Origin of the sequence: Leifsonia sp. LS1, from assembly GCF_020521355.1 — a bacterium.
GTDB lineage: Bacteria > Actinomycetota > Actinomycetes > Actinomycetales > Microbacteriaceae > Leifsonia.
In genome coordinates this window covers 420939-438104 of the sequence record NZ_BPER01000002.1, presented here as the reverse complement: position 1 = coordinate 438104, position 17166 = coordinate 420939, and the positions used below count along the sequence as shown (strand labels likewise).

At 71.7% G+C, this 17166-nt stretch carries 19 protein-coding genes; 16 read left to right on the top strand and 3 right to left on the bottom strand.

Annotation, left to right across the window (positions count from 1 at the left end; genetic code table 11):
• Positions 1-22: 22 nt before the first annotated feature.
• From LLS1_RS05425 to LLS1_RS05400, 6 genes are read left to right on the top strand one after another with little or no spacing between them, the layout of a single operon-like run.
• The gene (locus LLS1_RS05425; protein ID WP_226653911.1) at positions 23-736 is read left to right on the top strand and encodes an alpha/beta fold hydrolase; all 714 of its coding nucleotides are present in this window, start codon (positions 23-25) and stop codon (positions 734-736) included.
• A 28-nt stretch (positions 737-764) separates the two neighbouring features.
• Positions 765-1730, top strand: a complete 966-nt coding sequence (locus tag LLS1_RS05420) for an alpha/beta hydrolase (RefSeq protein ID WP_226653910.1) — start codon at positions 765-767, stop codon at positions 1728-1730.
• Entirely contained in the window at positions 1727-2236 is a 510-nt protein-coding gene (locus tag LLS1_RS05415; RefSeq protein WP_226653909.1) for a MaoC family dehydratase, read from the top strand. The genes LLS1_RS05420 and LLS1_RS05415 overlap by 4 nt, the downstream gene beginning before the upstream one ends.
• A complete protein-coding gene (locus tag LLS1_RS05410; RefSeq protein WP_226653908.1) occupies positions 2233-3225 on the top strand; it encodes an acetamidase/formamidase family protein in 993 nt (330 codons plus the stop codon). The genes LLS1_RS05415 and LLS1_RS05410 overlap by 4 nt, the downstream gene beginning before the upstream one ends.
• The gene (locus tag LLS1_RS05405) at positions 3225-3608 is read left to right on the top strand and encodes a nuclear transport factor 2 family protein (protein ID WP_226653907.1); all 384 of its coding nucleotides are present in this window, start codon (positions 3225-3227) and stop codon (positions 3606-3608) included. The genes LLS1_RS05410 and LLS1_RS05405 overlap by 1 nt, the downstream gene beginning before the upstream one ends.
• Positions 3609-3648: 40 nt before the next feature.
• Positions 3649-4335, top strand: a complete 687-nt coding sequence (locus LLS1_RS05400; protein ID WP_226653906.1) for an SDR family oxidoreductase — start codon at positions 3649-3651, stop codon at positions 4333-4335.
• A gap of 32 nt (positions 4336-4367) precedes the next feature.
• On the opposite strand, the gene LLS1_RS05395 is transcribed toward LLS1_RS05400, so the two are convergent.
• On the bottom strand, positions 4368-4679 hold the full coding sequence (locus tag LLS1_RS05395; RefSeq protein WP_226653905.1) for a hypothetical protein: 312 nt from the start codon (positions 4677-4679) through the stop codon (positions 4368-4370).
• Between the two features lie 164 nt (positions 4680-4843).
• A complete protein-coding gene (locus LLS1_RS05390; protein WP_226653904.1) occupies positions 4844-5770 on the bottom strand; it encodes a Ppx/GppA family phosphatase in 927 nt (308 codons plus the stop codon).
• A gap of 57 nt (positions 5771-5827) precedes the next feature.
• Between LLS1_RS05390 and LLS1_RS05385 the strand changes: the two genes are divergently transcribed.
• Positions 5828-6685 (top strand): siderophore-interacting protein, encoded by an 858-nt coding sequence (locus LLS1_RS05385; protein ID WP_226653903.1) that lies wholly within the window; start codon positions 5828-5830, stop codon positions 6683-6685.
• A gap of 45 nt (positions 6686-6730) precedes the next feature.
• Here LLS1_RS05385 and LLS1_RS05380 read toward each other — a convergent pair whose 3' ends face one another.
• Entirely contained in the window at positions 6731-7429 is a 699-nt protein-coding gene (locus LLS1_RS05380) for a GntR family transcriptional regulator (protein WP_226653902.1), read from the bottom strand.
• Positions 7430-7683: 254 nt separating this feature from the next.
• Between LLS1_RS05380 and LLS1_RS05375 the strand changes: the two genes are divergently transcribed.
• From LLS1_RS05375 to LLS1_RS05335, 9 genes are all read left to right on the top strand, one after another.
• Complete coding sequence (locus LLS1_RS05375; protein WP_226653901.1) at positions 7684-8958, top strand: Gfo/Idh/MocA family protein; 1275 nt, start codon at positions 7684-7686, stop codon at positions 8956-8958.
• Positions 8959-9015: 57 nt separating this feature from the next.
• Complete coding sequence (locus LLS1_RS05370) at positions 9016-10260, top strand: extracellular solute-binding protein (RefSeq protein WP_223360576.1); 1245 nt, start codon at positions 9016-9018, stop codon at positions 10258-10260.
• 66 nt (positions 10261-10326) lie between these two features.
• The gene (locus LLS1_RS05365) at positions 10327-11283 is read left to right on the top strand and encodes a carbohydrate ABC transporter permease (protein ID WP_223360578.1); all 957 of its coding nucleotides are present in this window, start codon (positions 10327-10329) and stop codon (positions 11281-11283) included.
• Positions 11280-12146, top strand: a complete 867-nt coding sequence (locus LLS1_RS05360; protein WP_226653900.1) for a carbohydrate ABC transporter permease — start codon at positions 11280-11282, stop codon at positions 12144-12146. The genes LLS1_RS05365 and LLS1_RS05360 overlap by 4 nt, the downstream gene beginning before the upstream one ends.
• 30 nt (positions 12147-12176) lie before the next feature.
• On the top strand, positions 12177-13199 hold the full coding sequence (locus LLS1_RS05355) for an NAD(P)-dependent oxidoreductase (RefSeq protein ID WP_226653899.1): 1023 nt from the start codon (positions 12177-12179) through the stop codon (positions 13197-13199).
• The gene (locus tag LLS1_RS05350; protein ID WP_226653898.1) at positions 13199-14236 is read left to right on the top strand and encodes a dihydrodipicolinate synthase family protein; all 1038 of its coding nucleotides are present in this window, start codon (positions 13199-13201) and stop codon (positions 14234-14236) included. Before LLS1_RS05355 ends, LLS1_RS05350 begins: the two co-directional genes overlap by 1 nt.
• On the top strand, positions 14236-15285 hold the full coding sequence (locus LLS1_RS05345; RefSeq protein ID WP_226653897.1) for a hydroxyacid dehydrogenase: 1050 nt from the start codon (positions 14236-14238) through the stop codon (positions 15283-15285). The genes LLS1_RS05350 and LLS1_RS05345 overlap by 1 nt, the downstream gene beginning before the upstream one ends.
• Positions 15282-16223 carry a hypothetical protein gene (locus LLS1_RS05340; RefSeq protein ID WP_226653896.1) on the top strand — a complete coding sequence of 314 codons (942 nt, stop codon included), beginning with the start codon at positions 15282-15284 and terminating at the stop codon, positions 16221-16223. The genes LLS1_RS05345 and LLS1_RS05340 overlap by 4 nt, the downstream gene beginning before the upstream one ends.
• On the top strand, positions 16220-17143 hold the full coding sequence (locus LLS1_RS05335) for a GNAT family N-acetyltransferase (protein ID WP_226653895.1): 924 nt from the start codon (positions 16220-16222) through the stop codon (positions 17141-17143). Before LLS1_RS05340 ends, LLS1_RS05335 begins: the two co-directional genes overlap by 4 nt.
• The last annotated feature ends 23 nt before the right edge of the window (positions 17144-17166 follow it).

The window sequence follows — 17166 nt, the reverse complement described above, 5'->3', positions numbered from 1 at the left end:
ACCCCGAGAAAGGAACGCCGCCATGGCCGCACCCACCATCGTCCTCGTCCACGGAGCCTTCGCCGACGCGGCGAGCTTCGCGCCCGTCACACGGATCCTGCTCGATCAGGGACGCACTGTCCGGGTTCCGGCTGTGCCGAACCGCAGCCTCATCGGCGACGCCGCGTACATCCGCTCGGTCGTGGAGCAGATCGACGGCCCGGTGCTGCTCGCAGGCCACTCGTACGGTGGCGCGGTCATCACCGTGGCCGGCGCCGCCGACAACGTCGTCGGTCTGGTCTATCTCTCGGGCTACGCCCTCGACGAAGGGGAGAGCCTCGGCCAGCTGCAGGGCGGATTCCCGGACTCGGACCTCGCCGCGAACCTCGTCTACACGCCCTTCCCCGTCGAGGGCGGCGAACCCGGCACAGACGTCTCGGTGAAGGTGGACGCCTTCCCGGACGTCTTCGCCGCGGGCATCGACCGTTCCGTCTCGGAGGTGCTGGCGGCCTCGCAGCGACCGTTGGCCGCCCTGGCCTTCAGCGAGGCCGCCCCGGTCGCCGCGTGGAAGACGAAGCCCGGCTGGGGGATCGTCTCGGCCGCGGACCACACGATCAACCCCGACGTCGAGCGCTTCGGCTACCAGCGGGCCGGTCTCCGGTCGGTGGTCGAGATCGACGCCCCTCACCTGGTGATGCGCTCGCACCCCGAACAGGTCGCGGCGTTCATCGCCGACGCCGCCGACGAGGTGTCCTGACTCCCCGTCCCAACCGAAGGAGAAGAAGATGGCGACCGCCAACCCCCAGGGATACGCCCTCGAGCCCGCCGCACTGGCCTTCTGCGAGGCCACCGTCGAGCCGCCGTTCCTGTACCAGCTTCCGCCCGAGCAGGGGAGGACGATGGTCGACCAGGTGCAGGACTCGGAGATCGCCAAGCCGGAGGTCGACGACACCTGGATCACCGTCGACGGCGGTCCCACCGGCTCGGTGCCCGTGCGCATCGTCAAGCCGGTGGGCGCGACCGGCGTCCTCCCCGTGATCGTCTACACCCATGGCGCCGGGTGGGTGTTCGGCGACGCGCACACGCACGACCGGCTGGTCCGCGACCTCGCGGTCGGCACGGGGGCGGCTGTGGTGTTTCCCGAGTACACGCGCTCGCCCGACGTCCACTATCCGGTTGCGAACGAGCAGTCCTATGCCGCCGCGAAATGGGTCGTCGAGCACGGCGCCGACAGAGGACTCGACGGAAGCCGCATCGCTATCGCGGGAGACTCGGTCGGCGGCAACATGGCGATCGCGCTCACGCTGATGGCGAAGGAGCGCGGCGATGTGACCTTCCGCGGGCAGGTGCTGTTCTACCCCGTCACCGACGCCGCCTTCGACGACGGCTCCTACCGGGAGTTCGCCGACGGCTACTGGCTGACGCGCGACGCGATGCGCTGGTACTGGGATCAGTACACCACCAGCGCCGACGAGCGCGCCGAGATCACCGTCTCACCCCTCCGGGCGAGCGAAGAGCAGCTGGCGGGACTGCCGCCCGCGCTGGTCATCAATGCCGAGTGCGATGTGCTGCGCGACGAGGGGGAGGCCTATGCGTCCAAGCTCCGCCGGGCGGGCGTCGAGGTGACCGGAGTGCGATACGAAGGAATCATCCACGACTTCGTGATGGTGAACAGCCTGCACGACACCCCTCAGGCCCGGGCGGCGGTCGCGCAGGCGGTCTCCTTCCTCTCCGGCTGGCTCGCCGAATGAGCGCGGACGGCGGGAGCGGCGGCTTCGACCCGCTGGACTTCGCGATCGTCGAGCCACGGACGTTCGAGCAGCTGCGCATCGGGGAGGTGTTCCGTGCCCCGAGCCGGACCCTGACGGATGCGCACGCGTCCGCGTTCCAAGCGGTCTCCGCGGACAACCACCCCGTGCACTACGACGCGGTGTGGGCGGCGGCCCACGGCCACAGCGCCCCCGTCGTGCACGGTCTGCAGGTGCTGGCGTTCACCGCCCCCGGCGCGACGCTGTTCCCGCAGGTGATCGGCGAGGTGTTCATCGCCTTCACGGGTCTCTCCGCACGCTTCCTCGGCGAGGTCCACGCCGGTGACACGCTCTACTCGCAGCTGGAGATCACCGGGCTCGCCCCGGAGGGCGCGAACGGCGTGGTCACCGCAGCCGTCACCGTGCACAACCAGCGGTCGGAACTGGTGCTGGCCGGCGAGCACACCTACCTGCTGAGGCGCACCCCCGAGGCGGAGCCGCCGCGGTGAGCGTCGCCGAGCTCCGCTCCACTCGGGCGACGGTGCGGTCGGGATACCTCGACCCGACCGCACCGGCCGCCGTCGAGATCGAGCCGGGGGATACCGTCCGATACCTCGACACCTGGACGCATTGGGGGAACGAAGCGGTCTACGGCATGAGCTTCGCCGATCGCGAGCCGCTCCGCCATCGCTATCCGAAAGGCCCCTACTCGATGGTGGGCCCCGTCGAGATCGCCGGGGCGGCGCCCGGGGACGTCGTCGAGTGCGCCGTGCTCGATCTGCGCACCATCGACTGGGGGTGGAACTCGTTCCCGCACGGCGTCGGAGCGTTGCCCGACGATTTCGCCGAGCCCTACGTCCACTATTTCCGTTTCGACGACGCCCGGACGGGCACGGATTACACCCACGGTGTGCGGCTTCCGCTGCGACCGATGATCGGTGTGCTCGGGGTCGAACCCGGCGGCGACGAGGTCTCTGCGATCACGGCCGGCCCGTGGGGCGGCAACCTCGTCCTCCCCGAGCTCGGCGTCGGCGCATCCGTGTTCCTCCCGGTCCGCCGCCCCCGAGCGCGCGTCTGGCTCGGCGACATCCATGCGCGCCAGGCGGAAGGAGTCGTCGATCAGACCGGCATCGAGACGGCCGCCGAACGCATCGACATCCGGTACGCGCTCCACCGCCGGGTCCCGCTCGACGCGCCGCTCGTCGAGACGGCCACCCACTGGGTCCGGTTCGGCTTCGCCGACAACCTCGACGACGCCCTCGTGGCCTGCCTCCGCGGAACGATCGCCTGGCTCGCCGCCGTGACGGACCTCTCGCCCAGTGAGGCGTATGCCCTGTGCAGCATGGCGGTCGACTTCCGCGTGACGCAGTATGCGAACCAGACGGCCTCGGCCTACAGTGCGACGCCGCCCAAGACCGTCCACGCCATGATCCCGAAGGACGTCTTCGACTCCCGCGCCTCCGCGGCGGTCGGCGCGTGGCTCCGGGGAGGATCCTGATGCGACTGACCGGAGCCGAGCAGCTCGAGATCGCGGCGCTCATCGCCGAGGCCGACGACTGCGCGACCCGTCGTGACGCGACCGCCTACGCCGCGTTGTTCGACGTCGATGCGCGGATGACCGGGGTGCAGGGCAGCGTCGCCGGGCGGGACGCCATCGAGCGCCGGGTGAGAGAGGTGTGGGCCGCTGAACCCGACGCGACCCTCCACCTGACGGTGACGCCCGTCGTCTCAGCGGAGATCGACGACGGCGAGGCGACGGCGCGATCCGCCCTCCTGGTCGTGGATCCGACGGATCGGCGCCTGATCGCCGTGCAGCGGGTCAGCCATCGGCTGGTCCGGCGCGGTGCGGGTTGGAGCTTCGTCGCACGCGACATCGGATGATCCCGGGGTGGCGGTCGTCGCGGTCACGTAGGGTCGAAGCATGACCTCCGCCTCTCGCCCGATCGCCCTCGTCACCGGTGCTTCTCGCGGCATCGGCGCTGCCATCGCCCGTGAGCTCGGGCGCACCCATCACGTCCTGGTCGGAGGCCGGGACGACGCCGCGGTGGCGAGCGTCGTGTCCGACCTGCCCTCGGCCGAGCCGTACGTGGGGGAGCTCACCGGCGACGGTCTGCCGTCGCTCCCCGAGCGGCTGGATGTGCTCGTGCACTCGGCGGGTGCGGAAGACGGCGGCACGATCGAGGACACCGACCGGGCGACGTGGCGGCACCTGTTCGAAGTGAACGTCTTCGCAGTCGCGGAGCTGACCAGACGCGCCCTGCCGGCGCTGCGGCGAGCCGAGGGGCTCGTCGTGGTGATCAACAGCGGCTCGGGGCTGACGAGCGGACCCGGGGGTGGGCCGTATGCGGCCTCGAAGTTCGCCGCGCGGGCGCTGACGGATGCGCTGCGGGAGGAGGAGCGGCCGAACGGAGTCCGGGTGAGCAGCATCCACCCCGGCCGCGTCGACACGGACATGCAGCGGGCTCTCGTCGCCCGGGAAGGTCACGACTACGACGAGGCGTACACGATCACGCCGGAGATGGTCGCGGCGACGGTCCGGACCGTGGTCGACCTGCCGTCGGCGGGGACGGTGGAGTCGCTCAGCGTGCGGCCGATGCGGCGCCGCTGAACGATCCGGCGCGGGTGGGAACGAGTCCGGCGTCAGCCGATCAGGCTCTGCACGGCCGCGAAGCCGCCGAGCGCGATCACGGCGATCGCCAGCAGGATCCAGACGCCCATCGCGAGCAGATTGAGGGCGATGCCCCAGCCGGCGCGGCCGCGGGCGTACGGCTCGCGACTCCGCGACGAGACGCCGAGGATCAATCCGATCACCGGGGCGAAGAAGGTCCAGCCGACCAGCAGCGAGCAGATACCGAGCACGAGGCTCGCGGTCCCGCGTCCGGTGCCCGGCTGGGGCGCGATGCCGGCCGGAGGGCGGGTCTCGGAGGGGTTGGGTGCAGTAGTGGTGGTCATGTCTTCCACGCTACGAAGGACCGCCGCCGGTCGGATCGGCCGAGGGTGCCGTCGCCGTGGTACTAGGAGACGACCTGTGCGGCCGACCGCGTCATCCCAGCCGCCGAGGTTCACGTCGTTGCGCCTATTCCGCGGTCGTGACCGCAACGACGTGAACCTCGGGGCTAGTCGAGATGGTCGAGGTAGCGGAGGATGACGCCCTCGCGGAGCGCCCACGGCACCACCTCGAGCTGATCGACGCCGAACGCGCGCATCGCCTCGCGGAGGACCACGCCCCCCGCGACGATCTGGAAGGTGCGGTCGGCGGTGATGCCGGGCAGGGCCGTGCGCGACTCGGCGTTCATTCGCGCCAGCCGCGGCACCCAGTCGGCGAGGTCGCTGCGGCGCAGAACGATGCGCTCGGCGCCGCCTGGGCCCTCGCTCGTGGAGCCGGCGAGGCGGGCGAGCGAGCGGATGGTCTTCGACGTTCCGATGACGTGCTCGTCCGGCCGGCGGTTCGGGAACCGGGCGACCGCGCCGGCCAGCGTGGTGCGCGCATGATCGCGGAGTGCGTCGAGCTGGTCGTCGCGGGGCGGGTCGTCGGGGAGGAATCCGATGGTGCTGCGGCCGGCGCCGAGTGGCACCGAGACGGCGATCTCCGGGTACTCGTCCGCGCCCGCGGCGATCTCGAGTGAGCCGCCGCCGATGTCGAGGAGCAGGATGCTGCCGGACGACCAGCCGGACCAGCGGCGCACGGCCAGGAAGGTCAGCCGCGCCTCGTCCTCGCCGGACAGCACCTGCAGGTCGACGCCGGTCTCGGTGCGGATGCGTTCGAGCAGCGTGGGCCCGTTGGCGGCCTCCCGGATGGCGGAGGTGGCGAAGGGGAGCAGCTCCTCGATGCCCTCCTGCTCGGCCACGCGGATCGCGGCGGAGATGGCGTCGAGGATGGCGGCGCAGCCCTCGTCGCTGATGGCCCCCTCCGGCGTGATGTATCGCATCAGCCGCAGCACGGACTTGTGCGTGGCGGCGGGGATCGGGCGCGCGCCGGGGTGGGCGTCGACGACCAGGAGGTGGATGGTGTTCGAACCGACGTCGAGGACTCCGAGGCGCATGCTTTGACAGTAATGCGTGTACGGGAGGCCGAAATACGCGGCGGATACGATCGGATCATGACCCTTCCGCTCTCCGGCTCCCGTCCGTCGCGCCCCGCCCGTTCGCAGCATGTCTTCGAGGTGGTGCGCACCGAACGGCTGACCCCGCACCTGGTGCGCGTGGTGCTCGGAGGTGCGGCCTTCGACGCGTTCGTCGGGGAGGCGGATCCCGGCAAGCTGGCGACGACCGACAAATACGTCAAGCTGCTGCTGGCGAAGCCGGGGCTGGACCTGCAGCCGCCATACGACCTGGACGCGCTGCGGGCCGAGCTGCCGCCGGAGGACGTCCCGGTGCGCCGCACCTACACCGTGCGCGACCTCGACCGGGAGGCGAAGACGCTCACGATCGACTTCGTCGTGCACGGCGACGAGGGGATCGCCGGCCCGTGGGCGGCGGCGGCGCAGCCCGGCGACCTGCTCGCGCTCTCGGGCCCGGGCGGCATGTACGCGCCCGTCGACGACCCCGGAGTGGAGCACCTGCTGATCGGCGACGACAGTGCTCTTCCCGCGGTGGCGGCCGGTCTCGCCGGTATGGTGGCGGAGGCGCGTGGGCTGGTGCTGATCGAGGTCGGGGGAGCGGCGGACGAACTGGAGCTGGAGCATCCCGCCGGGGTGGAGGTGCGCTGGGTGCACCGCGGCTCCGCGGTCGCGGGCGAGCCGCTGGTGGAGGCCGTCCGGGCGCTCCCCGAGCCGGGCGGGCGGGTGCAGGTCTTCGCGCACGGCGAGCGCACGGCGATGAAGGGGGTGCGCGCGGTCCTGCAGGGCTGGGGGCTGACCCGGGAGGAGTTCTCGCTCTCCGCGTACTGGGCGCTGGGCCGTGCCGAGGACACGTTCCAGGCCGAGAAGCGGCTGCCGGTCGGAGACCTGTTCGCCTGATCGGACGGACCGGGGCGATCGGTCGCGACGCCGGAGAGCCTCCGTCTAGACCGTAGCGCTCGCGTCCGTCGCGGTCGCGTCCGTGGCGTGCGACACCGCGTTGATGCGCTCGGCGGCGATCTCGACGTGATCGGCCATCGCAGCCTCCGCGCGGCCCGGGTCCCCGCTGGCGAGCGCGTCGACGAGGGCCTCGTGCGAGCGCGCGTGCGCGACGAGCTCGTCGGCGGCGAGGGAGCCGTTGGCCGCGCGGAGGAAGCCGTTGATGCGGCTGCGCAGCTGCGAGGCGATGGTGAGCAGCGTGCGGTTGTCGGCCATCTCCCACAGGGTCTCGTGGAATCGGCTGTCGAGGGCGAACAGGCTCTCCAGCTGCTCCTTCTCGGCCGCGGCGACCATCTGTCGCACGATGCGGCGCAGGGCCTGGTCGGACTTCGCGCTCCATGCCGTCTGCACGCTGCGGGCCACGTACTGCTCCAGGACGATGCGCAGGCCGGTGATCTCCTGCAGCTCCTTCTCGGTGAGCGACGCGACCCGGGCTCCGCGGCGCGGGGTGCGCTCGACGAGGCCCTCCTCGCTCAGCTTGGCGAGGGCCTCCCGCACCGGGATGTGGCTGACGCCGAGGCTGTCGGCGAGCTTGCGCTCGACCAGTCGCTCGCCGGGCTCGAGCCGGCCGTTCTGGATGGCGTCGCGGAGCTCGTCGGCGACTTTGGCCGAGATGTTCCGGTCGGACACGCTCCCGAATGTCATGGCTCTCCCTCCTGCGTGGGTGCTTCCGCTACAAGCTATAGGACGCGAGGATGGATTCGCGCAAGACATCGCTCCGTGTCTCCTGGGCGGGGGGGGCGTTTGTTTCGAGCGCGTAAAGCTTTCTTCCTCAGCTCGTCATTTGCTACATGCTATAGCAATAATGCTATCGTGGGAGCGTTCGACGGCGAACCGCTCCCAGCGAAGCCGTCGGCCCGGGTCCCCGGGCACGGACAGATGAGAGAGCGCGAGGAACGATGGACCACACCCCCGTAGCGGGCCGCCCGGTGCGCATCGCCGTCATCGGCGCGGGCAACCGCGGCCAGTCCTACGCGAAGTGGGTCCACGCCAATCCCGATCGGGCGCGCATCGTCGCGGTCGCCGACCCGCGGCCGTTCCAGCGCGGCGTCATCGCCGCCGGCGACCCGGACGTGCGCCACTTCGAGGATTGGCGCGAGCTGGTCGCCGAGCCCGAGCGCATCGCCGACATGGTCATCGTCTCCACGCAGGACCGGCAGCACGTCGAGCCGGCCGTCGCGTGCGCCGAGCGCGGCTACGCCATCCTGATGGAGAAACCGCTGGCGCCCACCGAGGAGGAGTCGCGGCGCATCGTCGCCGCGATCGAGTCGGCCGGGGTGCTGTTCGGGGTCTGCCACGTCATGCGGTACATGCCGTACACCGACCTCGTGAAGAGCGTCGTCGACTCCGGCGTGCTGGGTGACATCGTGAACGTGCAGCACCTCGAGCCCGTCGGGTGGTGGCACATGGCGCACTCGTACGTGCGCGGCCCCTGGCGCCGTGAGGACCTCGCCGCGCCGATGCTGCTGGCCAAGTCCAGCCACGATCTCGACTGGATCCGCTATGTGACGGGCAAGCGCATCGCGACGGTCGCGAGCTTCGGGTCGCGGCATCACTTCCGGCACGAGAACAAGCCGGCGCTGGCCGCCGACCGCTGCCTCGACTGCCCGCTGCAGGAGACGTGCCCGTACGCGGCGCAGAAGCTCTACCTGCCGGTCGTCCGCGACGAGGGTGCGGTGTGGCCGGTCACGGTCATCACCGACGACGCCACGGAGGAGGGCGTGATCGAGGCGCTCCGCACCGGCCCGTACGGGGTGTGCGTCTACGGAGCCGACAACACCGTCGTCGACAACCAGGTCGTCGCCCTGCAGTTCGAGGACGGCACGGCCGGCACCTTCACGATGACGGCCTTCAGCGAGCAGGAGCACCGCAAGACGCAGCTCTTCGGCTCGCACGGCATGCTCGACGGCGACGGCGAGCGCGTGCGGGTCACCGACTTCCGCACCGGGGAGTCCACGGTCCACGAGACCGGGCCGACCGGGGCGGCGAACGCCGGAGGCGACCACGGCGGCGGGGACGGCGGCGTGATGAGCGCCTTCGTCGCGGCCGTCGCCGCCGGCGACCCGGGCCTCATCCGGTCCGGTCCGCGCGAGTCCCTCGACAGCCATCTGGCGGTGTTCGCGGCCGAGCGCTCGCGGCACGGCGGGACGGTCGAGGCGGTCCCGCGCTTCTAGCAGCACCAGCACCTGCGGCATCCGCCGCGCCCCCACCCCCACGCACGAAGGAGCAGCATGCGGTACACGAAGACGATCACGGCGGCCGCCGTGGCAGCGACGGCGGCGCTCGCGCTGGCCGGTTGCAGCGGCAGCTCCGGAGGCTCTGACGGCTCGAAGAAGACGGTCACCATGTGGATCTATCCGGTGATCGCCGACGAGGCGAAGCACAAGAGCTTCTGGGACGACACGATCAAGGCGTTCGAGGCCGAGCACAAGGACATCACCGTCAAGTACGAGATCTACCCCTGGGCGAACCGTGACGAGTCGCTGTCGACGGCGATCGCCGCGGGCAAGGGCCCCGACCTCGTCTACTTGATCCCCGACCAGCTGAGCACGTATCAGAAGTCGATCGAGCCGATGGATTCTTACCTGCCGAGCGACCAGAAGAAGGACATCCTCGACAACGTCGCGGAGTCGATCACGATCGACGGCAAGCTGATGGCCGCGCCGATCCTCACCAGCGCCAACGCCCTGATGTGCGACGCCAAGGCATTCGAGGCGGCAGGCGTCACCGAGTACCCGAAGACCTGGGACGACCTGGAGAAGCTCGCCCCGATCTTCAAAGAGAAGGGCATCTACGTCACCCAGTACTTCGGCTCGCCGGACGTCACCCTCAACATGACCTTCTACCCGCTCCTCTGGCAGGCCGGCGGCTCGGTCTACAACAAGGACGGCAGCAAGGTCGCCTTCGACAGCACAGCCGGGGAGAAGGCGCTCAGCATGATCTCCGACTTCGCCCAGAAGGGCTACATCGAGAAGGATCTCATCTCGACGATGCCGGCCCTGGAGCAGACGGCCCTCGCCACGAACAACGTGGCCTGCACCTGGCAGTCGGGCCCGAGCGACGTCACCAGCTTCTGGGGCGAGGACGCCATCAAGATCCTCCCTCCGCTGACGGACGAGAAGCAGGTCTCCTACGGAACGGTGGGGTCGCTGGCCATGCTCAAGGGGGCGAAGGACAAGGACGCCGCGGGTGAGTTCGCCGCGTTCGCCACGGACGCCGAGAACTCGAAGAAGTTCGACCTGGCCTCCAACTTCTTCTCCCCGCTGAAGTCGACCGGCGAGCTCTACGCCGACAACCCCATCCAGAGCGCGATCGAGAAGACGATCCCGACGAGCAAGGTCGGCGAGCTGCAGCCCAGCGCGCGTGCCGTAATGGGCGTGCTCGCCCCGGAGATCCAGGCCGCGCTGCTCGGCACGAAGTCGCCGGAGCAGGCGCTGAAGGACGCGGCCGCCGCCGCGCAGCCGCTGATCAAGTGACCGTCGGATCCGGCCGGGGCGCCTGACCGCCCCGGCCCGGCGGGTCCGCGACCCGAGGAGACCCCCGTGACCACCACCCCCACCCAGCCCCGGCCTCCCGCCGTGGGCGGACGAGCGGACGGCGGGCAGCGCCGCGACGATCGGCCGCCCGGCCTGACCAAGCGGGTCCTCGCGCGCCGGGAGGCCCGGATCGCGCTGTTCTTCGTGCTGCCCGCGTTCGTGCTGTTCCTCGCCTTCCGGTTCGGTCCGGCGATCGCCGGTGTCGGGCTGAGCTTCTTCGACTACGACATCTCGGGAGAGCTCGACTGGGAGGGCGTCAAGAACTTCGAGCGGATGTTCGCCGACCCGACGTTCTGGCAGGCCCTCGGCGTCACGCTCGCGTACTCGGTGCTCGCGGTGCCGATCTCCCTCGCGCTGTCGGTCGCGATGGCGCTCGGCGTGCGCCGTGCCTTCCGGGGGTCGCGGTTCTTCCGCTCCGTGTTCTTCCTGCCGGTGATCACCTCACTGGTGCTGGCCGGGGCGATCTTCAAGTGGATCTTCTCGACGGACGGCCCCTGGTCGGCGATCATGACGCCGCTCGGGCTGGGCGGTTCCTGGCTCAACTCCACGGTGCTCGTCATCCCCGCACTCGTGGTCGTCGGGGTCTGGTCGCGATTCGGCTACGGGATGCTCATCGTGATCGCCGCGCTGCAGGATGTGCCGCGCGAGCTGGAGGAGGCCGCTCTGATGGACGGCGCCGGCGCCTGGTCGCGGTTCCGCTTCATCGTGCTGCCGCATCTCAAGCCCACGCTGTTCTTCCTCGCGGTGATCGAGACGACGGCGTCGTTCCAGGTGTTCGACCTCGTCTACGTGATGACCCAGGGCGGCCCGGCGCACGCGAGCTACTCGCTCGTCTACATGCTCTACGACCAGGGCTTCAAGTACACCGACTACGGCTACGCGGCCGCCATCGGCGTGGCGCTCTTCGTCATGACACTCGTCGTCGCGCTGATCCAGCGCCGCGTCATCGGGAGGCAGAAGTGACCACAGCGACCACGCGCGTGACGCGCACGCGCTCCTTCCGCGCCCTGCACCCGACCCGCGGCGGCCTCGTGCTGCGCTACCTCTGGCTGTCGATCGCGGCGGTGCTCTGCTTCTTCCCCTTCTACGCGATGGTCGTGCTGAGCCTGAAGCCGGGCCTCGCCGTGCAGTTCCCGCAGAGCCTCCTGCCGTGGAACCTCTCCACCGCCTCCTACGAACAAGTGCTGGGCGGACAGAACCTCCTGGCCTGGCTCGGCAACACGTTGATCTACGCGGTGGTGAGCGTGGTGGCCGTGCTGCTGCTCTCGGCGATGGCCGGGTACGCGTTCGCGAAGAAGCGCTTCCGCGGCAAGGAGATCATGTTCTGGTCGTTCCTCGCCATGGTGATGGTCCCCTTCCACGTCACGCTGATCCCCACCTTCATCGTGCTGGCGAAGCTCGGCGGTGTGGACACCTACTGGGGCCTCATCCTCCCGACGCTCGCGAACGCGCAGGCCGTCTTCCTGATGCGCCAGTTCATCCAGGGGCTGCCGGACGAGCTGTTCGAGGCGGCGCGGATCGACGGCGCGGGGGAGTTCCGCATCTTCCTGACGATCGTGCTCCCGCTGTGCAAGCCGGTGCTCGCGACGCTCGGCATCTTCGTGTTCCTCTGGCATTGGAACGACTTCCTCTGGCCGTTGATCATGGCCAAGAGCTCCGACATGTGGACGCTCACCGTCGGCATCGCGTCGCTGCAGCAGCAGAACGTGCCGCTCAGCGTCATGCTCGCGGGCTCGGTGGTCGCGCTCGTCCCCATCTTCTTCGCCTACTCCGTGGCCCAGCGCTACGTGCAGGAGGGCGTCACGTCCGCGGGGATCAAGGGCTGAGGCCCGCCCCGCTCGATGCGAAAGGCAGACATGTTCAGCAGTGAGAAGGAGCTCGAGGAGGCCCTGGCGACGCCGAGCGCGGCGCTGGTGGCCGACCTCGCGGAGTCGAGCGGCGACCTCGTCGTGCTGGGCGCCGGCGGCAAGATGGGCCCGAGCCTGTCGGTGCTCGCGCGGCGCGCGCTCGACGAGTCGGGCCGCGGCGGCGACGCCGTGTACGCGGTGTCGCGATTCTCGAGCGAGGAGGCGCGACGGGGGCTTGAAAGGGAGCGCGTGGAGGTCGTGCCCTTCGACCTCTTGTCGGACCGGGACCTCGCCGAGCTGCCCGACGCCCCGAACGTGGTGTTCATGGTGGGCGCGAAGTTCGGCGCGGCGACGAACGCGTCCTGGGCCTGGGAGGTCAATGCCGCCCTGCCCGACCGGGTCGCGCGCCGCTACCGCGACAGCGCGATCACGGCGATGTCCACCGGCAACGTGTACCCCTTCGTCGCCCCCGCGAGCGGCGGCTCGATCGAGTCGGACCTGCCCGGCCCGGTCGGCGAGTACGCGATGTCGTGCCTGGGCCGCGAACGCGTCTTCGAGTTCGGCGCGGTCACCCGGGGGACGCGCGTCTCGATCGTGCGCCTCAACTACGCGGTCGACCTGCGCTACGGCGTGCTCGCCGACATCGGATCCACCGTGCTGGCGGGCGCGCCGGTCGATCTGACCACCGGCGCCGTCAATGTCGTGTGGCAGGGGTACGCGAACGAGGTCGTGCTGCGCTCGCTCGGCCACGCGAGCGACGCCGTCTTCACCGTGAACCTCACCGGGCCGGAGCTGTTGAGCGTCCGCGGCATCGCGGAGCGCTTCGGGGACCTGCTCGATCGCGCGGTCGCCTTCGCCGGCGAGCCGGCGCCCACCGCGCTTCTGAACAACGCGGGACGCTGCTTCGAGCTCTTCGGGTACCCGTCCGTGCCGGCTGGACGCCTGATCGAGTGGCAGGCGGAGTGGCTGCGGCAGGGCCTGCCGACGTCGGGCAAGCCGACGAAGTGGGCCGTGCGGGACGGGCGGTTCTGATGGGCGTCGAACGGCTCGCCGACGGGCTCGTCATCCCCGCGCATCCGCTCGCCCTGACGGCGGAACGGCGGCTCGACGAACGGCGCCAGCGCGCCTTGACCCGGTACTATCTGGCCGCGGGCGCGGGAGGGATCGCGATCGCCGTGCACACCACCCAGTTCGAGATCCACGAGCCGGAGCGCGGCCTCCTGGAGCCCGTCCTCGCGCTCACCGCCGACGTGCTCGACCGCGAGGCGGACCGTGAGCTGGTGCGCATCGCCGGCGTCGTCGGCCCGACGGCGCAGGCCGTCGCCGAGGCCGAATTGGCCGCGCGGCTCGGCTACGACGCCGTGCTGCTGAGCCCGCGGCTCGCCGATGCGAGTGAGGACGACCTCATCGAGCGCGCCCGCGCGGTCGGCGAGGTGCTGCCGGTGATCGGCTTCTACCTGCAGGAGGCCATCGGCGGCCCGGTGCTGTCGCGGGCGTTCTGGCGGAGGTTCGCCGACCTGGCCGCCGTCGTGGCTGTCAAGGCCGCCCCCTTCGACCGCTACCGGACGGCGGAACTCGTGCGCGGAGTGGGGGAGTCCGACCGCGCGGACGAGGTCGCGCTCTACACCGGCAACGACGACGCGATCATCGCCGACCTGACCGCCGTGCACCGGGTGCCGGGAGAGGGCGGGACGCGCGAGCTGCGCTTCCGCGGCGGCCTGCTCGGTCAGTGGGCGGTCGGCACCCGGGCCGCGACCGGGCTGCTGCAGCTCGCGAAGCGGGCGGCGGACGGCGATGGCGCCGCAGCCCTCGAGCTGGCGGACCTCGCGGCGGATCTCACCGACTTCAACGCCGCGGTGTTCGATCCCGCGCACGGCTTCGCCGGCGTCATCGCGGGCGTGCACGAGGTGCTGCGGCAGCAGGGGCTGCTGGAGGGGATCTGGTGCCTCGACCGGGCGGAGACGCTGTCGCCCGGACAGGCCGCCGAGATCGAGCGTGTGCGCCTGGCCTACCCGCGCCTCGGCGACGACGCGTTCATCGCCGAGCACCGCGACGAGTGGCTGCGCTGATGAGCGACGGCGTGCCGGCGGACGCCGCCGCACCGACGAGCCGGCCGGTGCTGCTGGTGGCCGTGCCCGTCGCCCGGCGCGCGGAGTTCTTCGACGCGGGGGACGCCGGGCGCCTGGCGGACGCGGCGGCACGCCTCGGCGGGGAACTCGTCTTCGCGGAGTCGCTGGCCGACGCGGCGGCGGAGGTCGACCTCGCGGCGGTCCGCGTGCTGGTCGTCTCCTGGGGCGTTCCTGCGCTGGACGCCGCCCGGCTCGACACGCTGCCCCGCCTGGAGCTGGTCGCCCACTGCGGCGCGAGCATCCGCCCGTTCGCCACGCCGGAGCTGTTCCGGCGCGGTGTGCTCGTCACACAGGCGGGCGCCGCGATGGCGCGGTCGGTCGCGGAGGTGTCCCTGGCCTTCACGCTCGCCCTGCTGCACCGCATTCCACGGTTCGACCACGCGCTCCACGCGGGCTCGGAGTGGGCGGACGCCGAGGCGGCGCCGCCGCAGCACGAGCTCCTGGACGCGCCGATCGGCGTGGTGGGCGCCTCACGCACCGGCCGGGCGTACCTGGAGCTGCTCGTCGCGCTCGGCGCACGCCCGCTCCTGGCCGATCCCACGGTGGACGCGGCGGAGGCGCGCCGGCTCGGCGCCGCGCTCGTCCCGCTGGACGTGCTGCTCGCCAACAGCCGCATCGTCGCCCTCCACGCACCGAGCCTCCCGGAGACGCACCGGATGATCGGCGCCCGCGAGCTCGCCCTCATGCCGACGGGCGCGGGGCTGGTGAACACGGCGCGCTCGTGGCTGGTCGATGAGGACGCCCTCCTCGCCGAGCTGGGCAGCGGCCGCATCGACGCCGCCCTCGACGTCTTCGACGACGAGCCGCTGCCGGTCGACAGCCCCTTCCGGGCTCTGCCGAACGCGCTCCTGGTGCCGCACAAGGCGGCCGGGACCCGGGAGGGCCGGCTGCGGCAGGGGGCATTGGTCGTCTCCGAGGTGGCCCGCCATGCCGCGGGACGGCCGCTCGAGCATGTCGTCACCGAGCAGGATCTGGAGCGGATGGCATGACCGGGCCGGCCGTGGTGTTCGCGGGTGTCGCCCACTCGCACCCCTTCGCGGACGCGGCGAACCTCCGTGACCGCGGTGCGCGGATCGCGGGCGTCTGGGACGCCGACGACGGACAGCGGCGGGACGACTTCTCGGCGCGATTCGCCGCCGAGCCGCACGCGACCCTGGAGGGACTGCTCGACACCGGTCCCGATCTCGTGATCGCCACACCGCGCACCCCGAGGGCGCCCGCGGTGGTCGCGGCCTGTGCGGCGGCCGGGGTGCCGGTGTTCGTCAACAAGACGATCGCCGCGACGGAGGAGGCGCTGGCGAGCCTCGACGCGACGGCGGCCGCCGGAGCCCGGTTCGGCACCTCCTCGGTCCTGCGGTTCGCGCCCGCGGTTGCCGCGTTCGCCGCGCTGCTCGACGGGTCGCGCGTGCGGGCGGTCGATGTGACGGCGCAGCACGACATCGCGGGTTTCCTGACGCCGGAGCGCGCGTGGCAGGACGACCCGGCGTCCGGGGGAGGGACGCTCCTCTCGATCGGTGTGCACGCGGTGGACCTGGTGGACGCGGTGCTGCCGCTCGACCGTGGCCGAGCGGTGCTGGAGAGCGCGATCGTGGTCGACGCCCGGGGTTCCGCCGGGGCGGTGCCGACCCGATCGGAGGCGGTCGCCGTGGTGCGCGCCGACACGGCGGAGGGCATCCCGCTGACGCTCACCATCAGCGGCGTGCCCGGACCGGATCGCTACGCCCTGCGTGTCGTGACCGACGGGGGCCTGCTCGAGCTGGCCCTGGGCGATGGGGACGATCTCGGCTACGCCGGGCTCGCCGACGCCCTGCTCGCGACCGCGCGGGGCGCCTCCCTCCCGGCGCCCTGGCGGCGGAGCGCGGCGGGCTACCGGCTGCTGCTCGACGCCGCCGCCACGATCCGGACCCGGCGGGAGGTCGCGGCATGATCGCCGTGCGCGTCGCGACCGCCGCCGACGAGCCCGGGATCCTCTCGGTGTGGGAGGAGGCCTTCGGCGAGCCCGACATGGCCCCGCGCTGGCGCCTCGACCCGAACCGGCGCTCCTGGACGCTGGTGGCGGTCGAGGGAGCCGACCTCGTCGGGGCGCTGTACCTCGTCGACCAGCGTCGCCGGACCGCGACGGGCCGGCTCGCCCGCGTGCTCGGCCTGGCCAACGTCGCCGTCGCCGGCCGGGCGCGAGGCCGGGGTCTCGCCCGCGCCCTCACCGACGAGGCGGTGGCCTTCGGACGACGCGCCGGCTACGACTGGTCTCTGCTCTTCACCGATACGCCGGGCGTGTACGCGCCGAGCGGCTATCGGGCTTTCGCCCAGCGCCGCGTCCGTCGCGGCACGGTGCTCACCGGCCGGTCCGCCGCCGGCCGCCCGTCCGGCGTGCGCAGCGGCGGAGCGGAGCTCCTCGGCCTGCCCGGCGTCGCCGCGCTGCACGACGGCGCGGACGAGCGCCCGCTGACCGCGGTCCGCGACGAGCTGGGCTGGAGGCGGGCGCTCTCCTGGTACGCCGACACCCGCGTGCACGTGTTGGACGGCCCGGGCGGGTCGCCGCGCGCCTACGCGGTGACCCGGCTCGGCGCCGCGCCCGCGCTTCTCGAGGCGGCGGGCGACAGGTCCGGTCTGGCCGTGCTGGGCGATCTCGTGCGCGCCGACCTCCTGCGAGCCGGGGCGGTCGCCGTCTCGGTCGAGCTCCCGCCCGGCGAGCCCTACGACGACCTGGTCGGCCGCGTCGTCGCCGACCCGGCAGCCGTCGCGGACGACACCGGGATGTTCCACCCGCTCGACACCGACCCCGAGGTCGTACGAGCGACCCTCGACCATCCCCGAGCCTTCCACTGGACGGGGGACTACCTGTGATCCTCCCGACCGCCGATCGAACG